The following is a 16821-nucleotide window of genomic DNA, read 5'->3' as shown; positions in this document are numbered from 1 at the left end:
GAACGGGTCATGAGCACCGACGAACACGACCCCGTCGTGACCTACGAGGTCCGCGGCGCGGTCGCGGTCATCCGCCTCAACCGGCCGCGCTACCGCAACGCGCAGAACTCTCGGGTGACCTACGCCCTCGACGCCGCGTTCGTCCGCGCCGTGGACGACGACGACGTCAAGGCCATCGTGCTCGGCGGCAACGGGGACCACTTCTGCGCCGGGCACGACATCGGCACCCCGGAGCGCGACATCGACCAGAGCTTCGAGCGCCGGGCCGTCATCTGGTGGGACCACGTCGGCGCCGAGGGCGTGGACTCCCGGTTCGCGCGCGAGTCCGAGGTGTACCTGGGCATGTGCCGCCGGTGGCGGGAGATCCCGAAGCCCGTGATCGCCATGGTGCAGGGGGCCTGCATCGCGGGCGGGCTGATGCTCGCCTGGTCGTGCGACTTCATCGTCGCCTCTGCGGACGCGTTCTTCCAGGATCCGGTCGTGACCATGGGGATCCCCGGCGTCGAGTTCTTCGCGCACCCCTGGGTGACGAACCCGCGCGCCGCGAAGGAGATGCTGTACACCGGCGACCGGATGAGCGCCGACCGCGCGTACGAGCTCGGCATGGTCAACCACGTCGTGCCGCGCGAGGAGCTCGAGGAGCGGACGCTGGCGATCGCGGAGCGGATCGCCCGCATGCCTCGCCTGGGCCTCGCGCTGACCAAGAAGGCGGTGAACCAGGCGGAGGACCTGCAGGGGATGCGCGCCGGGATGGACTCGGTCTTCGGGCTGCACCACGCCGCCCACGCGCACAACGCCGAGGTCGGCGGGGACTCGCTCGCCGGTGTCACCGCGCGCACGATCCGCGACGGGGAGAAGGCATGAACCTCGATCTCACACCGGAGCAGGAGGCGTTCGCCGCCGAGGCGCGCGCCTGGCTGCGCGCGCACGTCCCGTCCGCACCGCTGCCGTCGATGGACACCGCCGAGGGCTTCGCGGCCCACCGCGCGTGGGAGGCGACCCTCGCCTCGGGCGGCTGGTCGGTCGTCGCATGGCCCGAGGAGTACAACGGGCGCGGGACCGGGCTGGTCGAGTGGGTGCTCTTCGAGGAGGAGTACTACCGGGCCGGGGCGCCGACCCGCGTCGCGCAGAACGGGATCTCCCTGCTGGCCCCGATCCTCTTCGAGCACGGCACACCCGCGCAACGCGAGCGGTATCTGCGCCCCATGACCGACGGCTCCCTCATCTGGGCGCAGGCCTGGTCCGAGCCCGGCGCCGGCAGCGACCTCGCCGCGATCCGCAGCACCGCGCGGCGCGACGAGGAACGCGGCGGCTGGGTGCTGAACGGCCAGAAGATCTGGAGCTCGCGGGCGGCGTGGGCGGACCGCGGGTTCGGCCTGTTCCGCTCGGACCCCGCGGCGCAGCGCCACCGCGGGCTGACCTACTTCATGTTCCCCCTGGACGCGGACGGGATCACCGTCCGGCCGATCGAGCAGCTGGACGGCGGCACGGGCTTCGCCGAGATCTTCTTCGACGACGTCTTCGTGCCCGATGACGACGTGCTCGGGGCCCCGGGAGACGGATGGCGGGTGGCGATGAGCACCGCGGGCAACGAGCGAGGGCTGTCGCTGCGCGCCCCGGGGCGCTTCCTCGCCGCCGCCGACCGGCTGATCGACCTGTACGACGACCGCGCGGCGTCCGCGTCGCCGACGAGCCGCGACGACGTGGTCGACGCCTGGATCGGCGCCGAGGCGTACCGGCTGTTCACCTGGCGCACGGTCAGCGCGATGCTCGACGGCGTCGAGGTGGGTGCGGAGGGCAGTATGAACAAGGTGTTCTGGTCCGAGCTCGATCTGCACATCCAGCAGACGGGTCTGGATCTGCTCGGCGCCGAGGCGGAGCTGCGCGGCGCGGGCGCCGTCGACGACGGGCGCTGGGCCGAGGACTATCTGTTCGCGCTGGCCGGGCCGATCTACGCGGGCACCAACGAGGTGCAGCGCAACATCATCGCGGAGCGGATCCTCGGGCTCCCGCGCGGCGGAGACGGAAGGCGGTCCTGATGCGTCTGCTCACCACGGAGGAACAGGACGCGGTCGCCGCGGCGATCGACGACGTCGTCGAGGCCGCCGGAGGGGCGGACGTCGCGCAGAGCTGGGCCGCCGGCGACCTCTCCGCCGGGCTGGCACTGTGGGCGCAGTTCGCGGAGCTGGGCCTCACGGGTCTGCGCGTGCCCGAGACGGAAGGGGGCTTCGGCGGCGGCCTGGACGACCTCGTCGTGGTCTTCGAACGCCTGGGCTTCCACGGGGTCCCCGGGCCCTACGTCGAGACCGTCGCACTGCTGCCGCGCCTGATCTCCGAGGCGGACCGCGCCGCGCTCGTCGGCGGGGCCGTGGCGACCGCCGCCGTGTCCGGCCTCTCGCCGTTCGCGCCCGACCCGGACGCGGCGACGCTGCGGTACGTGGTCGACGGCGACCGCATCGCCCCGGCGACGCTGGAGCGGACGGGGCAGTCCCTGGCCCCCACCCGTCGGCTGGGCGTGCTCGCCGCCGACGGAGAGGCACGGGCGATCACGCCGGATGCCCGTGCCTCCGCCGAGCGCGAGGCCGTGCTCGCCGCCTCCGCCGTGCTGCTCGGCGCCGGCGAGCGCCTCCTTCGGGAGGCGGTGCAGTACGCCGGCGTGCGCGAGCAGTTCGGGCGCCCGATCGGCGAGTTCCAGGCGCTCAAGCATCAGCTCGCCGACGTGCGGGTCGCGCTGAGCTTCGCCCGGCCGCTGCTGTGGAACGCGGCGCTCACGGCCGACACCGGCACCGGCGACCGGGACAGCTCGGCCGCGAAGATCGCCGCGTCGGAGGCGGCGACCCGCGCGGCCCGCGTCGCCCTGCAGGTGCACGGCGCGATCGGTTACACGGCCGAGCACCCGCTGCGGATCTGGCTCGGGCTCGTCCCCGCGCTGTCCCGCGTCTGGGGCACGCCCGCCCAGCACCGCGCCCGCGTGGCCGGTGCGATCCTGTCCGACGGCTCGAGCGCGAGGGAGCGAGCATGAACTTCACCGTCACCGAGGAGCAGGAGGAGCTGATCGAGCTCGTCCGCGCGGTCCTCGCACAGCGCTCGGACGACCGCGCGATGCGGGCCGCGCTCGAGAGCGACGCGGGATACGACACCGAGCTCTGGCGGCTGCTGTGCACGGAGATCGGCGCCGCCTCGCTCGCGATCCCGGAGGAGGCCGGCGGGGCCGGGTTCTCCACGTTCGAGACCCACCTCGTGCTCGAGGAGCTCGGTCGCGGTCTCACGCCGTCCCCCTACCTCGGCTCCGTGGCGATCACGGCGCAGGCCATCCTCGCGACGCACGATGACGAGGCGGCGGCGCGCCTGCTGCCCGGCCTGGCGGAGGGCACGAGCATCGGCGCGCTCGGCTGGGCGGCACCAGACGGCCGGTGGGACCCCGAGCGTGTCGCGGTCACGGCGACGCCCGGCGAGCCCTGGCGAGTGACCGGCCGGGTCCCGCTGGTGCTCGAGGGCGCGACGGCGGACGTCCTCGTCGTCATCGCGAAGACCCCCGACGGCGCCCGCCTCTTCGAGCTCCTGGAGCCGGACGCGGTCCGCCGGGACGTCACCCCCGCCATGGACCCCGGGCTGCGTGTCGCGACCCTGCACCTCGAGGACGTCGCCGCCCGCCCGCTCGGCGACGGCGCGCCGGACGTGCTCCCGCTCGTCCTCGACCACGCCCTGACCGCCGTCAGCGCCCTGCAGAGCGGCACCGCCGCCCGGGCGTTGGCGAGCACCCTCGCGTACGTCGGGCAGCGCGTGCAGTTCGGGCGGCCCATCGGCTCCTTCCAGGCGGTCAAGCACCGGTTGGCCGATCTGCACGTCCGGGTCGAGACCGCCGCGACGACGACCAGAGCGGCCGCGCGTGCGGTCGCGGACGGATCCGCCGAGCGCACGTCGCTCGCCCGGCTCGCGAAGGCGTGGTGCAGCGAGACCCTCGACCAGGTCGCCGCCGAGATGATCCAGCTGCACGGCGGCATCGCGATCACCTGGGAGCACGACGCCCACCTCGTGTTCAAGCGCGCGCACGCGCTCGGACAGCTCTTCGGGACCGCGGCCGAGCAGCGGGCGCGGGCGGCGGACTGGGCGCTGCAGCCCGCATGATCCGCCGCCGCGCCGGCTCAGGCCGTCACGCCGCCGTCGATGACGAAGTCCTGCCCGGTGCAGTAGCTGCTGGCGTCGCTCGCGAGGAACGCCACGAGGTTCGACACCTCCTCCGGGCGACCGGCACGCGGGATCGGGATGCCCGCGATGAAACCGACCCCCGCGCGCGTGTCCTCGCTGATCATGGGCGTGTCGACCGCCCCGGGACAGATGGAGTTGACCCGGATCCCGTGGACTCCGAGCTCCCGCGCCGCGGAGCGGGTGATGCCGCGGAGCGCGAACTTCGACGCGGAGTACGCGACGCGATCCGCGTAGCCGGTCAGACCCGCCGTCGAGGAGACGTTCACGATCGATCCGCCCCTCGCCTTCATCAGGGGCAGCATCGCCTGGATCCCCAGCATCGGACCGATCGCGTTCACGTCCATGGTGAGCCGGATCGTCCGCTCCTCGGCGTCCTCCAGCGGACCCGTCGGACAGTAGCCGGCGTTGTTGACGAGCACGTCCACCCGGCCGAACGCCCGACGGGCGGCCTCCGCCACCGCGTCCCAGGCGGCGCGCGACGAGACGTCGTGGGCGAGGCCGATCGCGCGGTCGCCGAGAGCGTCCGCGACCCCGGCGACCGCGGCCTCGTCCAGGTCGGTGAGGACGAGCCGGGCGCCGAGCCCGTGCAGGAGCCGGGCGTGTGCGCGCCCCTGGCCGCCGGCGGCGCCGGTGAGCACGACGACCGTGTCGTCGAGACGGATGAGAGGGATTGTCGTCATGACGGTCCTTCCGTGAGGGATGGTGGGTGGGCGGGTCGGCGCCCCGGGAGGGAGGAGCGCCCGTGACACGGCTGCATCACATCGGGATCACGGTGAGCGACACCGAGCGGAGCGTGGAGTTCTACCGGGCGCTGGGCGCCGTCGACGTCGTCCGCCCCCGGGAGAAGAGCGGTCCGGCGGTCGAGGCGGCCACGGGATACCCGGGCATCCGGATCCTGCTCACGTTCCTGGGCTTCGGCGACGGCGGCACGGTGATCGAGCTGGCCGAGTACCGGGGCGGCGGCTCCCGGCGCGTCGATCCCGACAACGGCAGCATCGGCGCGGCGCACCCCGCCCTGCTCGTGGATGACATCGACGAGCGTCTGCGCCGCGTCGCGGACCTCGGATACCGCGCCCTGTCCGCGCCGATGACGGCGACCGACGGGCCGATGGAGGGGTTCCGGTACGTCTACGTCCTGGGCCCGGACGACGTCCGCGTGGAGCTCCTCGAAGAGCCTCACTGAGTCCGCTCCCCGACACCGCCGGCGAGCTCGGCGCGCTCGGCCTCCTCCAGGACCAGGGCCGTCGCGGCCGCGGAGTCGCGCACGCTCTCCGGGCGGCTCGCGCCCGGCACCGGGATCATCCGGTCGGAGAGGGTCAGGAGCCATGCGAGCGCGACCCGCTGCACGCTCACCCCGCGGCGCTCGGCGACGCGACGGAAGGCGGGCGCCGCGTCGGCGAGTCCCTTCGCGGCCCTCATCCCGCCGAGCGGCCCCCAGGCGAGGAACGCCAGCCCCCGCCGTTCGCAGGCGCGGAGCACCGCGTGGCTGTCCCGGCTCAGCGGAGAGTACTCGTTCTGCACGCTGACCAGCGCGTCTCCGAGCACGTCCTTGGCGATGTCGAGCTGCGCCTCGTCCACGTTCGAGACGCCCACCCGGATCACGAGCCCTTCGTCCACGAGCCCGCGCAGCGCCCCCATCGAGTCGGCGTAGGGCACCTTCGGGTCCGGTCGGTGGTGCTGGTACAGCGGCAGCGCCGGCAGACCCAGCCGGCGCAGGGACGCCCGCGCGGCCGCGGCGAGATGCTCCGGCGATCCGTCGATCCACCAGGTGGCGTTCGGTCCCCGCGTGTGCCCGCCCTTCGTGGCGATGACGACGCGGTCGACGGCTCCGGGCACCGCGCGCAGGGCCCGCACCAGGGCGGTCTCGTTCACGCCCATGTCGCCCGTCGGACCGTAGCTGTCGGCGGTGTCGAACAGGGTGACGCCCGCGTCCAGGGCCGCGTGGACCGCACGGACGCCGCGTGCGCGGTCCGTCTCCAGGGTCTGCGTCATCGTCATGGCGCCGAAGCCGACCGCCGAGACGCGCAGGTCCCCCAGGGCGCGGGTCGGGATCACTTCCCCGCCGCCGTCCATCCGCCGTCCACGGGAAGGCACTGCCCGTAGACGTGCGTGGCGTCGCAGAGCATCCACACGATCGCCTCCGCGATCTCCTCCGGCCGTGCCAGCCGGCCCCGGGGCGTGCGCGCCTCGGCCGCCGTGAGGTCGTAGCCGGTCCGCTCCAGGTCCGCGACCATGGGGGTGCGGGTGTGGCCCGGGGCGATGGCGTTGACGCGGACGCCGCTCGGCGCCCATTCGATCGCCAGGTTCTCCATCAGCTGGCGCTCCGCGGCCTTGGCCGTGCCGTAGTCCGCCTGGTTCGCCCATCCCCGGTAGGCCGTCGTGGACGACACCATGACGATCGACGCGGGAAGACCGCCGAGTCGGCGGACGACGGCGCGGGACACGGCCAGTGCCCCGATGACGTGGACCTCGTACTGCCGCCGCATGGCGTCCAGAGCGATGTCCAGCGCGGGGACGTACGCGCCGCGGATGCCGTGGCACAGGACCACGCCGGTGACCGGCTCTTCGGCCGCGCACGCGGCGACCGCGGCGTCGACGGCGCCCTCGTCGCTGACGTCCACCCGGACGGAAGGCACGTCGTCGGCGACGGACGGCGCCAGGTCGAAGACGGTCACCCAGCCGCCCCGCGCGAGGAGCCGCTCGACGACCGCGGCGCCGATGCCGCTCGCCCCTCCGGTCACGATCGTGTGCCCGGGTCCGGTGGCTTCCCTCACGACGTCCTCCTCGACCTGTCCGCGAGACGCCATGCTAGCGTAGGGACCAAACAAGCGCTAGGTTTGCGCTGTTCGCAGAGTCGCGGAGAAGGAGCACTATGGCCGACAAACGGACCAGCCTGGATGAGGCCGTCGCCTCGATCCGGAGCGGGATGACGGTGGGCATCGGCGGATGGGGCTCCCGGCGCAAGCCGATGGCCCTCGTCCGCGCCCTGCTGCGCACGGACGCGACGGATCTGACCGTCGTCGCCTTCGGCGGGCCCGACGTGGGCCTGCTCGCCGCCGCCGGACGCATCCGCAAGCTCGTCTACGGCTTCGTCTCGCTGGACAGCATCCCCCTGGACCCGCTGTTCACGCGGGCCCGCGAGGAGGGCGCGTTCGAGGTCGAGGAGTACGACGAGGGCATGTTCGTCGCCGGCCTCCGGGCCGCCGGGCAGCGGGTCGACTTCCAGCCGATCCTCGCCGGGCTCGGCTCCGACGTGCTGCCGGCGAACCCGCGACTGAAGACCATCCGTTCCCCGTACTCCGAGGAGCAGTACGTCGCCATGCCCGCGCTGCCCCTCGACGTCGCGCTCGTGCACATGAACCGCGCGGACGCCGCGGGCAACAGCCAGTATCTGGGCCCGGACCCGTACTTCGACGACCTCTTCGCGATGGCGGCGCAGCGCACCATCGTGTCCGCGGAGAAGATCGTCCCCACCGAGAGCCTGCTCGACGAGGCCTCCTTCCACACCCTGCTGTTCAGCCGGATGTACGTCGACGCCGTCGTCGAGGCGCCGTGCGGCGCGCACTTCACGACCTGCGAGCCCGACTACCCCCGCGACGAGGCCTTCCAGCGGGAGTACGCCGCCGCGGCGAAGGACCCCGACGCCTGGGCCGCCTTCACCCGGACCTACCTCGACACCGACGACGCCGGATACCACGCGGCCGTCGCCCGCTTCCACGCCGCCCAGGGAGAGTCATGACCGCGCCCGCCACCCTCGCCGAGATCTGCGTCGCCGCCTGCGCAGACACCTACCGTTCGTCCGGCGAGGTGCTCGCCCACGCCGTGGGCACCATCCCGACCATCGGCGCCCGGCTCGCCCGGCGCACCTCCGCGCCGGACATCGTGCTGACCGACGGCGAGGCCTTCCTCATGAGCGACCCGCCTCCGCTCGGGCGCAGCGCGGCCGGCGGCGGGACCATCGAGGGATGGGCCCCGTTCGGCCGGATCTTCGAGATCCTCGCGACGGGGCGACGGCAGAGCATGATGGGCGCCAGCCAGATCGATCGATACGGGAACCAGAACATCTCCCTCATCGGCGACTGGGATCGCCCGAAGCGCCAGCTCATCGGGGTCCGCGGCGCCCCCGGCAACACCGCGAACCACCGGGTCGACTACTGGGTGTCGAGGCACAGCCCGCGGGTCTTCGTCGACGCGGTCGACATGGTCTCCGGTGTGGGGAACGACCGCGCCCGAGACGCCGGGCTGCGCTTCCATCGTCTCGGCGTGATCGTGACCAACCTCGCGGTCCTCGACTACGACGAGGAGGGACGCGTCCGGGTCCGCTCGATCCATCCCGGCGTCGATCCGCAGGCGGTCGCCGACGCCACGGGCTTCCCCCTCGACGTCTCCGCCGCGGCGACCACGCGTCTGCCCGATGCGGAGGAGCTGCGCCTCATCCGCGAGGAGCTCGACCCGCGCGGCGCCCGCACGCGCGAGGTCCCCGACTGATCCGACCGGTCGTGGGCGGTCGCGCGACCGCCCACGGCTCAGTCCACGAGGAGGCCGCCGTGCAGCAGGTCGAGGTAGTTCTCGGTCAGGCTCGCCGCCGTGTGCGTGCCGCTGGGTCGGTACCAGGCCACCGTCGACCACACCGAGTCGCGGATGAAGCGGTAGGCGATCGGGGCGTCGAGGGTGTCCCGGAAGACGCCCTGACGCTGCCCCTCCCGGATCTGGCCGAGCCACAGCGACTCGATCTGGAGGCTGTTCTCCTTGACGAACTCGAAGCCCGGCTGGGTGGCGAGGAAGCTCGACTCGTTCTGGTAGAGGCCCACCGCGTCGGGCTTGCTGACCACCGTCTCGAAGGCGTGCTCGATGAGGCGGTCCAGCGTCTCCCGGGGGCCCGACGACTCGGCGACGATCTGCTCGAAGCGCCCGTACAGGTCGGTCATGAAGGTGCGCAGGATCTCCTGGAGGATCGCCTCCTTCGAGGAGAAGTGATGATAGAGACTGCCGGAGAGGATCCCGGCCTCGTCGGCGATGTCGCGCACGGTCGTCGCCGAGTAGCCGCGCTGGGAGATCAGGTGGGCGGCGATGGACAGGATCTGCTCTCTCCGCTCGGAGCTCTGCTCGCCTCGCGTGGTCCGCGGGTTCATCGCCATGGCTTCTCCTTCTGGGGTGCCGGGGAGTATTTCACAACAAGCGCTTGTTCAATAGTGCACCATCGCAGGCCGGAACACGCGCTCCGAGAGAGGTTTTCTTATGGTATGGGAAGGACCCCGCATGACCGTTTCTGACACCGACACCGTCCCGGCGCTGCTCCGGGAGAAGGCGGAGCTGGGCGCGCATCCGGCGATCGTCGACGCCGGCCGCGTCATCACCTACGGGGAGCTGCCCTCCCGCGTCGCTGAGGTGTCCCGCGCCTACCTCGCCGCGGGCGTCCTGCCCGGTGACCGCGTGGGACTCTGGGCTCCCAACCGGGCCGAGTTCATCCTCGCGATGCTCGCCGCGCAGGCCGTCGGCATCGCGGTCGTCCCCCTGAACAGCCGCTACACCGGCCACGAGGCCGCGACCATCCTGGCCCGCGCCCGGGCGACGGCCATCGTGCTCGCGGACGGCTTCCTCGGCCGGTCGATGTCGACCATGCTGCGCGACGCGGCTGCCGAGCTCGGCGCCGACGGGGCGGTCGTCCCCGGGCTCCCGCACCTCCGCGCGGTCGTGACGATGGACGAGGGGGCCGGTCCCGTGCTCTCGTGGTCGCGGTTCCTCTCCGCCGGAGAGGGCGTCCCCCTGGCCCGCGTGGAGGAGGCCGCGGACGCCGTGACCGCCGACACCGTGATGGACGTGCTGTTCACCTCGGGGACCACGGGGGTGCCGAAGGGCGTGATGAGCGCGCACCGGCAGACCCTCGGCGTCGCCCGCTCCTGGGCGAAGGGCGCGTTCCTCACTCCGGAGGACCGGTACGCCGTGGTCAATCCGTTCTTCCACGGCTTCGGCTACAAGGCGGGGATGATCACGTCCCTGATGGCGGGGACCACGATCTACCCGGTGGCGGTCTTCGACGCCGATGCGCTGCTGGAGCTCATCCAGCGCGAGCGCATCACCGTGCTTCCCGGGGTGCCGACGCACTTCACCTCCCTCATCGACCACCCGCACCTGCGGGAGTACGACCTGTCCTCCCTCCGCTTCGCCATCGCCGGTGCGACGGCGGCGCCGGAGACGCTGTTCCGGGACATGGTGGACAAGCTCGGGTTCCGCACCGTGGCGCAGGCCTACGGCCTGACCGAGTGCATCGTCGCGACGCTCTCGCGCCCCGGCGAGTCCCTCGAGCACGCCTCGCAGACCACGGGCCCCGCCGTGGAGGGGGTCGAGATCCGCGTCGTCGACCCGGAGGGTCGGGACGTCGTCGTGGGCGAGGACGGCGAGATCCTGCTGCGCGGGGACTCCGTGATGCTCGGCTACTTCGAGGACGAGGCCGCGACCCGCGCCGTGGTCGACGAGGACGGCTGGTTCCACACCGGGGACGTCGGGCGCCTGGACGAGCACGGCTGCCTGAAGATCACCGACCGCCTGAAGGACATGTTCATCGTCGGCGGATTCAACGTCTACCCCGCGGAGGTGGAGAACGTGCTCCGCCAGCACCCCGCCGTCAACGAGTCCGCCGTCATCGGCGTGGACGACGCGCGCCTGGGCACCGTCGGGCGCGCCTACGTGCTGCTGCTGCAGAACGCCGGCGAGGACGTCCCGCTCCCCGGCGCCGCGGATCTGGAGGCGTTCTGCCGGTCCCGCCTGGCGAACTTCAAGGTGCCCAGGGAGTTCGTCTTCGTCGACGAGTTCCCGCGCAACGCCACCGGCAAGATCCTCAAGCCCGAGCTCCGCGCGCGCGGCGCGGCCTGAGCCCGCCGGCGACGGCGCTCACCCGAGGCGGACGGGACGCGGCGCGGCCTGCATCCCGACGGGGGTGAGCCAGTCGCCGAGCGGACCGTCGAAGGCGGCCGCGATGGCGGCGGCGTCCCACTCCTCGGCCGTCTGCAGGGCGTTCGGCGCCGGCGGGGCGATGAGTCCGAGATGACGCCCGTCGAAGCGGACGATCTGCCCGTTCAACCGCTGCGAGCGCGGGCTGAGCAGGTACACGACCAGGGGCGCCACCGCGCCGGGGGCCGGTCCCAGGGGAACCGAGCCGTCCGGGTTGAGCGCGGACATGGCCGTCTGCGCCAGCGGCGAGACGGCGTTGACGCGCACGCCGTCCGGCGCCTCCAGCGCCCACCCGTAGGTGAGCCCCATCACCGCGCCCTTGGTCGCCCCGTACAGGGAGAGGCCGGGGTAGCCCTGCAGGGCGCCGGACACCACGTTCACGATCGTCCCGCCCCCGTGGGCGGCGAAGTGGCGGAGCGCCGCGACCCCGCAGTGGATCACGCCCGCGACGTTCACGTCCAGCGTGTCCGTCACCGTGGCGGCGTCCTGCCCCACCGCCGCGCCCGCGCTGAGGACGCCGGCGTTGTTCACCAGGCCGTCCATGCGCCCGAACTCGCGGACGCAGCGCTCCACGAGCACGCCACCCGTGGCCGGATCCGCCACGGAGGCGGCGACGGCGATCGCGGCCCCGCCGACGTCGCGGATGACCGCGGCGGCGTCCTGGGCCGCGTCCCGGTCGAGATCGCAGACCACGACGGCCGCACCGGCATCCGCGGCCGCGGCGGCGTACGCCCGCCCGAGGCCGCGCCCGGCGCCGGTGACGACGACGGCGCGGCCCTCGAGCAGGCCGGGCATCAGCTCAGCCGCTCCAGCACCATCGCCATGCCCTGACCGCCCGCGACGCACATGGTCTCGACGGCGAACTGCTCGTCGCGCTCCTGCAGGGCGTGGATCGCCGTCGTCGTGATGCGCGCGCCGGTCATGCCGAACGGGTGCCCCAGGGCGATCGCCCCGCCGTTGACGTTGACCCGGTCCGCGTCGATCCCGATGTCGTCGATCGAGGGCAGGACCTGGGCGGCGAAGGCCTCGTTGATCTCGAGGATGTCGATGTCGCCGATCGTCATGCCCGCGTGCCCGAGGGCCCGCCGCACCGCCTCGACCGGCCCGAGCCCCATGATCTCCGGCGAGAGCGCGGACACCCCGGTGGAGACGATCCGCGCGAGCGGGGTGAGACCGAGCTCCGCCGCGCGTGTGTCGCTCATCACGACCAGCGCGGCCGCGCCGTCGTTGAGCGGGCAGCAGTTCGCCGCGGTGACCGTCCCGTGCGGGCGGAAGACGGGCTGCAGCCCGCCGATCCCCTCCAGCGTCACACCGGCGCGGGGCCCGTCGTCGGCGGAGACCACGGACCCGTCGGCGAGCGTCACCGGCGTGATGTCCCGCTCCCAGAATCCGCGGGCGGCGGCGGCCTCGGCGCGATTCTGGCTCAGCACCGCCCACTCGTCCTGCGCCCGTCGGGACACGCCCCGGAAGCTCGCGACGTTCTCCGCCGTCTCCCCCATCGCGATGTAGATGTCCGGCAGCTCGCCGCGCGTGCGCGGGTCCGACCAGACGAACGAGGGGTCGGCGGCCTCGGCCGCGACGCGCTCGGCGGCCGCCGCGAAGCGCGGGTGCTTCGTGTCGGGCATCCCGTCCGACTTGCCGAGCCCGAAGCGCGACACCGCCTCCACTCCGGCGGAGAGGAAGACGTCGCCCTCCCCCGCCTTGATCGCGTGGAACGCCATGCGGGTGGTCTGCAGGGAGGACGAGCAGTACCGGTGCACCGTCGTGCCGGGCAGCGCGTCCAGGCCAAGCTGCAGCGCCACGATGCGGGCGAGGTTGTACCCCTGCTCTCCGGCAGGCTGCGCACAGCCCAGCATCAGATCCTCGATCTCCGCCGGGTCCAGCTCCGGGACGGCGTCCAGGGCGGCCCGGACGATCTGCACGGCCAGGTCGTCGGGCCGCGTGTCCTTGAGGCTCCCCTTGTACGCGCGCCCGATGGGCGAGCGGACGGCGGAAACGATGACGGCTTCGGTCATGGGGCTCTCCTTGTGTGTTCCGGATCGTGTGCTCCGGATGCCCGGAGGGACGAGGTCGCGTCGTGCCGACGCGGGTCAGGCGGGCAGGATGTCGCCCGCGTTCGGGGTGTGGGCCAGGAACGCCGGCCACTCGCCTCCGCCGTCGACGTCGAGCACGGCGCCGGTGACGTGGGCGGACAGGGGGGAGGCGAGCATCAGGCAGGCGGCGCCGATCTCGGCCGGCTCCGCGAGACGGCCCCGGGGGATGGTGCGGGCCACGGCCGCGTACTGCGACGCGTCGCCGTAGTGGTCCACCGCCGCCTCCGTGGCGACGAGTCCGCAGCTCACCGCGTTGACCCGCACGTCGGGGGCCCACTCGACCGCGAGGCTCGCGGTGAGGCTCTCCAGCGCCGCCTTCGCCGCGCCGTACACCGCCGTGCCGGGACTCGGGCGACGGGCGCTGATGGAGGTGATGTTGATCACCGAGCCCTGGGCGTCCCGCAGGGCGGGCAGAGCGGATCGCGCGGCGAAGGCCGCGGAGAGGAAGTTGAGCTCGGTGATGGCGCGCAGATACCGCGGAGAGCCGGCCTCGAAGCGGCCGAACGGAGACCCCCCGGCGTTGTTCACGAGGACGTCGAGGCGGCCGCGACGGGAGAGGATGTCCTGGATCCAGGCGTCGACCTGGTCGGGGTCGCGGACGTCGGCGGAGCCGAACGTCGCCTCGGCGCCCCCGCCGGACGGCAGAGCGTCCGGGGTCGTCCGCCCGCAGATCTCGACGGTCGCCCCGGCCTCGAGGAAGCTCTCCGCGATGCCTCGGCCCACGCCGCGCGCCCCTCCGGTGACGGCGACGACCCGTCCTGTGAAGTCGATCGACACGCCCATGTGCCCTCCTCCGATCCGCGTGCGCGGCGACGCCGTCGTCCGCGCCCTGGCCACGCTACCAAACAAATGCTAGGTTGTGCCGCATGTCCCCCACCACCTCCCGTCCCCGCACCTGCGTCGTGACCGGCGGCGCCCTCGGCATCGGCGGCGCCGTGTCCCGTCGCCTCGCCGCGGACGGCGACCACGTCCTGCTCGTCGACCTCGACGAGGAGGCCGCCCGCCGCGCGGCATCCGACATCACGGCGGCGGGCGGACGCTGCACGGTGATCGTGGGCGACATCACCCGGGAGGAGACGGTGCGGGCCCTCGGGGCGGCGGCGGACGACGCCGGCGGCGCCGACGTCATCGTCAACAACGTCGGCGACTTCCGGCCGGCCAAGGCGGTCTTCGTCAAGAGCGAGCCCGCCCAGTGGCAGCGCCTCCACGAGCTCAACCTCTGGCACGTGTTCGCGGTCACGCACCGCCTCCTCCCGGCGATGATCGAGCGCGGGTCCGGCACGATCGTGAACGTCTCGACGGTCGAGGCGTTCCGGGGGATCCCGGGACACGCCGTCTACTCCGCGTACAACGCGGGGGTCTCGGCGTTCACGAAGAGCCTGGCGGTGGAACTCGGCCCCTCGGGGATCCGCGTCAACGCGATCGCCCCCGACCTGGCCGACACTCCGCAGACCCCGGCGGAGGCGATGCTCGCGGGACGGGATCCGGCGCTCCTGCGCTCATGGCTGCCGCTCGGCCGCTTCGGCGCCCCGGACGACTACGCGGAGGTGGTCGCGTTCCTCGCCTCCGACGCGGCGCGCTTCGTCACCGGGCACACGATCCCGGTCGACGGCGGGACCCTGGCCGCGTCGGGCTGGTACGGCCGCGCCGGTCGCCGCGGCTGGACGAACCTCCCGGACCACGCCTGATGCCCGCGCCGGACGCCGCCCGCGACCGCCAGGAGATCCATGATCTGATCCTGCGGTACTGCCGAGCGGTGGACCGCGCCGACTACCCGGCGGTCCTCGCGGTGTACGCCTCCGACGGGGTCGATCGGCACACCGGCTTCGAGGGCCCCGCGGCGGACTTCGTCGCCTGGCTGGCCGAGCGCACCGCGGTGTTCGACGGCACGATGCATCTCGTCGGCAACCACCTCGTCGAGCTCCACGGTGACCACGCCTTCGCCGAGACCTACGGCACGGCGGTGCACTGGGGCACCCCGCCGGACGATCCGCGTCGGAACTTCACCAGCGGGTTCCGCTATCTCGATCACGTGCGGCGGGACGCCGAGGGGTGGCGGATCGTCGAGCGGACGGCCGTGCGCGAGTGGACGCGGTCGGACGCCGGGCGGCTGATCCCGCCCGAGGGGCCGGGCCCGCGCGGGCGTCGAGGGCCGGCGGACCCGCTCGCGGAGGTCCGCGCCCGGGTGCTCCGCGCCGTCGGCGCGCACACCCCCGAGAAATCCGGTTGACCACCGAACCCGGCCGGGCTACCTTGGCAACCAAGCACTTGCTTGTGCGTCTCCCCCCCCGACGCCGCGTGACCCGACGACGAACCAATGGAGGTTCCTCATGTTCCGACGCAGCATGTCCCGACACCGCATCCTCGGCGTGGCGGCCGCGACCGTCGCCGCGCTCGCCCTGACCGCCTGCGCCGGCGACGACGCCGGCGCCTCCTCCTCGGGGAGCACCGCCGACGGCGGCGACCCGATCATCATCGGCCTCGACGAGGACAGCACCGGCCCCGGCGCGTCCTACGCCACGATCGCCGGGGACACCGTCCGGATGGCCGTGGACGAGATCAACGCGGACGGCGGCATCCTCGGTCGCGAGGTCAGGATCGTCGTCGGCAACGACGAGTCCGACCCCACGAAGACGCCCTCGATCGTCCGCAAGCTCGTGGACGACGGCGCGCACGCGATCATCCTCGCCACCGGCGGCGGCTCCGTGCTGCAGGCGAAGGCCGTGGCGAAGCAGGCCGGGATCACCGCCGTCGCTCCAGTCGCGATCACGACCTCGGTCGGCCTTCCCCCGGACAACGAGTTCACCTACATGCTCGCCAACGGCCTGGACGACTACGCCTCCGTCTACTGCGGGGCGTTCGAGGAGATGGGCTACGAGAAGCTGGCGATCCTCGCCGACACCACCCCCGCCATCGACAACATCGCGGGCCTGCTCGTGCCCGGGCTGGAGGAGTGCATCGACATCGTCGCGGAGGAGTCCGCGCCCGTGGACGCCGCCGACCTCGGCGCCCAGACCGCGCGCATCAAGCAGGCCGATCCCGACGTCGTGCTCGTGATGAGCGTGGGCGGGAACTTCGAGGTGCTCGCGCACAACACCCTCGACCCGCAGCTTCCGGACGTGCTCCGCTTCTCGCTGGCCTCCATCGGGAACCAGCCCGACGCGTGGGATCGCGCCAACCCCGGTGCCCTCGCGGAGGTCGTCTACATGGGATCGATCGACACCAAGAACGCGGCGACCGCAGCCCTGGAGGAGAAGCTGAAGAAGGCGAACGGCGACGACTACCGGCTGACCGCCTACGACGCGCAGGCCTACGACACCGTGCACCTGCTGAAGGCGGCGATCGAGGAGGCCGGCGGCACCGAGGACCTGACCGCGATCCGTGACGCGTTCGACGCGATCAGCGCCTACCCCGCCGCCTTCGGACAGGACGGGTTCACCCTGTCGTTCTCGCCGGACAAGCACATCGGCGCCGACAGCCTGTGCGGCCTGGTGCTCTCCGGCTTCGACGAGGACAACCAGCCCTCCGGCGCCTGGCCCGAGTACCAGGTGACGTGCTGAGGATCCGT

General features: G+C 73.0%; 18 protein-coding genes. 11 read left to right on the top strand and 7 right to left on the bottom strand.

Features of this window, described 5'->3' with window-relative positions; all coding sequences use genetic code 11:
* The first annotated feature begins 9 nt into the window (after window positions 1-9).
* From K8F61_RS15940 to K8F61_RS15925, 4 genes are read left to right on the top strand one after another with little or no spacing between them, the layout of a single operon-like run.
* The gene (locus K8F61_RS15940; protein ID WP_231819822.1) at window positions 10-864 is read left to right on the top strand and encodes an enoyl-CoA hydratase; all 855 of its coding nucleotides are present in this window, start codon (window positions 10-12) and stop codon (window positions 862-864) included.
* Window positions 861-2039, top strand: a complete 1179-nt coding sequence (locus tag K8F61_RS15935; protein ID WP_231819821.1) for an acyl-CoA dehydrogenase family protein — start codon at window positions 861-863, stop codon at window positions 2037-2039. Before K8F61_RS15940 ends, K8F61_RS15935 begins: the two co-directional genes overlap by 4 nt.
* Window positions 2039-3022 (top strand): acyl-CoA dehydrogenase, encoded by a 984-nt coding sequence (locus K8F61_RS15930; protein ID WP_231819820.1) that lies wholly within the window; start codon window positions 2039-2041, stop codon window positions 3020-3022. The genes K8F61_RS15935 and K8F61_RS15930 overlap by 1 nt, the downstream gene beginning before the upstream one ends.
* Complete coding sequence (locus K8F61_RS15925) at window positions 3019-4128, top strand: acyl-CoA dehydrogenase family protein (protein ID WP_231819819.1); 1110 nt, start codon at window positions 3019-3021, stop codon at window positions 4126-4128. The genes K8F61_RS15930 and K8F61_RS15925 overlap by 4 nt, the downstream gene beginning before the upstream one ends.
* A 17-nt stretch (window positions 4129-4145) precedes the next feature.
* On the opposite strand, the gene K8F61_RS15920 is transcribed toward K8F61_RS15925, so the two are convergent.
* On the bottom strand, window positions 4146-4889 hold the full coding sequence (locus K8F61_RS15920; protein ID WP_067242417.1) for an SDR family NAD(P)-dependent oxidoreductase: 744 nt from the start codon (window positions 4887-4889) through the stop codon (window positions 4146-4148).
* Between the two features lie 62 nt (window positions 4890-4951).
* Here K8F61_RS15920 and K8F61_RS15915 point away from each other — a divergent pair, with 62 nt between their 5' ends.
* Window positions 4952-5392 carry a VOC family protein gene (locus K8F61_RS15915; RefSeq protein WP_067242420.1) on the top strand — a complete coding sequence of 147 codons (441 nt, stop codon included), beginning with the start codon at window positions 4952-4954 and terminating at the stop codon, window positions 5390-5392.
* On the opposite strand, the gene K8F61_RS15910 is transcribed toward K8F61_RS15915, so the two are convergent.
* Both K8F61_RS15910 and K8F61_RS15905 read right to left on the bottom strand, forming a co-directional pair.
* On the bottom strand, window positions 5386-6264 hold the full coding sequence (locus K8F61_RS15910) for an aldo/keto reductase (RefSeq protein WP_231819818.1): 879 nt from the start codon (window positions 6262-6264) through the stop codon (window positions 5386-5388). The genes K8F61_RS15915 and K8F61_RS15910 overlap by 7 nt on opposite strands.
* Window positions 6261-6983 (bottom strand): SDR family NAD(P)-dependent oxidoreductase, encoded by a 723-nt coding sequence (locus K8F61_RS15905; protein ID WP_231819817.1) that lies wholly within the window; start codon window positions 6981-6983, stop codon window positions 6261-6263. The genes K8F61_RS15910 and K8F61_RS15905 overlap by 4 nt, the downstream gene beginning before the upstream one ends.
* A 98-nt stretch (window positions 6984-7081) precedes the next feature.
* On the opposite strand from K8F61_RS15905, the gene K8F61_RS15900 reads away from it, so the two are divergent.
* Complete coding sequence (locus tag K8F61_RS15900) at window positions 7082-7948, top strand: CoA transferase subunit A (protein ID WP_231819816.1); 867 nt, start codon at window positions 7082-7084, stop codon at window positions 7946-7948.
* Window positions 7945-8697, top strand: a complete 753-nt coding sequence (locus K8F61_RS15895; protein ID WP_067242426.1) for a CoA-transferase subunit beta — start codon at window positions 7945-7947, stop codon at window positions 8695-8697. The genes K8F61_RS15900 and K8F61_RS15895 overlap by 4 nt, the downstream gene beginning before the upstream one ends.
* A gap of 38 nt (window positions 8698-8735) precedes the next feature.
* Here K8F61_RS15895 and K8F61_RS15890 read toward each other — a convergent pair whose 3' ends face one another.
* On the bottom strand, window positions 8736-9347 hold the full coding sequence (locus K8F61_RS15890; protein WP_157517844.1) for a TetR/AcrR family transcriptional regulator: 612 nt from the start codon (window positions 9345-9347) through the stop codon (window positions 8736-8738).
* Window positions 9348-9468: 121 nt separating this feature from the next.
* Between K8F61_RS15890 and K8F61_RS15885 the strand changes: the two genes are divergently transcribed.
* Complete coding sequence (locus K8F61_RS15885) at window positions 9469-11082, top strand: AMP-binding protein (RefSeq protein WP_231819815.1); 1614 nt, start codon at window positions 9469-9471, stop codon at window positions 11080-11082.
* Window positions 11083-11100: 18 nt separating this feature from the next.
* On the opposite strand, the gene K8F61_RS15880 is transcribed toward K8F61_RS15885, so the two are convergent.
* The 3 genes from K8F61_RS15880 to K8F61_RS15870 all read right to left on the bottom strand — a co-directional run bounded on the left by K8F61_RS15880 (window position 11101) and on the right by K8F61_RS15870 (window position 14036).
* Window positions 11101-11955, bottom strand: coding sequence for an SDR family NAD(P)-dependent oxidoreductase (locus K8F61_RS15880; protein WP_231819814.1), 855 nt, complete (start codon window positions 11953-11955; stop codon window positions 11101-11103).
* The gene (locus K8F61_RS15875; protein ID WP_231819813.1) at window positions 11955-13175 is read right to left on the bottom strand and encodes an acetyl-CoA C-acetyltransferase; all 1221 of its coding nucleotides are present in this window, start codon (window positions 13173-13175) and stop codon (window positions 11955-11957) included. Before K8F61_RS15875 ends, K8F61_RS15880 begins: the two co-directional genes overlap by 1 nt.
* 75 nt (window positions 13176-13250) lie before the next feature.
* Complete coding sequence (locus K8F61_RS15870) at window positions 13251-14036, bottom strand: SDR family oxidoreductase (protein WP_067242438.1); 786 nt, start codon at window positions 14034-14036, stop codon at window positions 13251-13253.
* An 83-nt stretch (window positions 14037-14119) separates the two neighbouring features.
* Between K8F61_RS15870 and K8F61_RS15865 the strand changes: the two genes are divergently transcribed.
* The 3 genes from K8F61_RS15865 (at window position 14120) to K8F61_RS15855 (ending at window position 16813) form a co-directional block, all read left to right on the top strand.
* Window positions 14120-14941, top strand: a complete 822-nt coding sequence (locus K8F61_RS15865) for an SDR family NAD(P)-dependent oxidoreductase (RefSeq protein WP_231819812.1) — start codon at window positions 14120-14122, stop codon at window positions 14939-14941.
* A complete protein-coding gene (locus tag K8F61_RS15860) occupies window positions 14941-15483 on the top strand; it encodes a nuclear transport factor 2 family protein (RefSeq protein ID WP_231819811.1) in 543 nt (180 codons plus the stop codon). The genes K8F61_RS15865 and K8F61_RS15860 overlap by 1 nt, the downstream gene beginning before the upstream one ends.
* 115 nt (window positions 15484-15598) lie before the next feature.
* The gene (locus K8F61_RS15855; protein WP_231819810.1) at window positions 15599-16813 is read left to right on the top strand and encodes an ABC transporter substrate-binding protein; all 1215 of its coding nucleotides are present in this window, start codon (window positions 15599-15601) and stop codon (window positions 16811-16813) included.
* Window positions 16814-16821: the final 8 nt, after the last annotated feature.

Source organism: Microbacterium resistens (assembly GCF_021172025.1).
In the GTDB taxonomy this organism is placed as follows: Bacteria; Actinomycetota; Actinomycetes; order Actinomycetales; family Microbacteriaceae; genus Microbacterium; species Microbacterium resistens.
The sequence above is the reverse complement of the archived record's forward strand: the minus strand, read 5'-3'. Positions and strand labels throughout refer to the sequence as shown.

What these genes read in the sequence shown, in the direction of transcription:
- K8F61_RS15885 (WP_231819815.1), top strand. Translation starts at nt 9,469, where the DNA reads ATGACCGTTTCTGACACCGACACCGTCCCGGCGCTGCTCCGGGAGAAG.
- K8F61_RS15920 (WP_067242417.1), bottom strand. Translation starts at nt 4,889, where the DNA reads ATGACGACAATCCCTCTCATCCGTCTCGACGACACGGTCGTCGTGCTC.
- K8F61_RS15940 (WP_231819822.1), top strand. Translation starts at nt 10, where the DNA reads ATGAGCACCGACGAACACGACCCCGTCGTGACCTACGAGGTCCGCGGC.
- K8F61_RS15865 (WP_231819812.1), top strand. Translation starts at nt 14,120, where the DNA reads ATGTCCCCCACCACCTCCCGTCCCCGCACCTGCGTCGTGACCGGCGGC.
- K8F61_RS15895 (WP_067242426.1), top strand. Translation starts at nt 7,945, where the DNA reads ATGACCGCGCCCGCCACCCTCGCCGAGATCTGCGTCGCCGCCTGCGCA.
- K8F61_RS15875 (WP_231819813.1), bottom strand. Translation starts at nt 13,175, where the DNA reads ATGACCGAAGCCGTCATCGTTTCCGCCGTCCGCTCGCCCATCGGGCGC.
- K8F61_RS15855 (WP_231819810.1), top strand. Translation starts at nt 15,599, where the DNA reads ATGTCCCGACACCGCATCCTCGGCGTGGCGGCCGCGACCGTCGCCGCG.
- K8F61_RS15935 (WP_231819821.1), top strand. Translation starts at nt 861, where the DNA reads ATGAACCTCGATCTCACACCGGAGCAGGAGGCGTTCGCCGCCGAGGCG.
- K8F61_RS15900 (WP_231819816.1), top strand. Translation starts at nt 7,082, where the DNA reads ATGGCCGACAAACGGACCAGCCTGGATGAGGCCGTCGCCTCGATCCGG.
- K8F61_RS15925 (WP_231819819.1), top strand. Translation starts at nt 3,019, where the DNA reads ATGAACTTCACCGTCACCGAGGAGCAGGAGGAGCTGATCGAGCTCGTC.
- K8F61_RS15890 (WP_157517844.1), bottom strand. Translation starts at nt 9,347, where the DNA reads ATGGCGATGAACCCGCGGACCACGCGAGGCGAGCAGAGCTCCGAGCGG.
- K8F61_RS15930 (WP_231819820.1), top strand. Translation starts at nt 2,039, where the DNA reads ATGCGTCTGCTCACCACGGAGGAACAGGACGCGGTCGCCGCGGCGATC.
- K8F61_RS15860 (WP_231819811.1), top strand. Translation starts at nt 14,941, where the DNA reads ATGCCCGCGCCGGACGCCGCCCGCGACCGCCAGGAGATCCATGATCTG.
- K8F61_RS15880 (WP_231819814.1), bottom strand. Translation starts at nt 11,955, where the DNA reads ATGCCCGGCCTGCTCGAGGGCCGCGCCGTCGTCGTCACCGGCGCCGGG.
- K8F61_RS15870 (WP_067242438.1), bottom strand. Translation starts at nt 14,036, where the DNA reads ATGGGCGTGTCGATCGACTTCACAGGACGGGTCGTCGCCGTCACCGGA.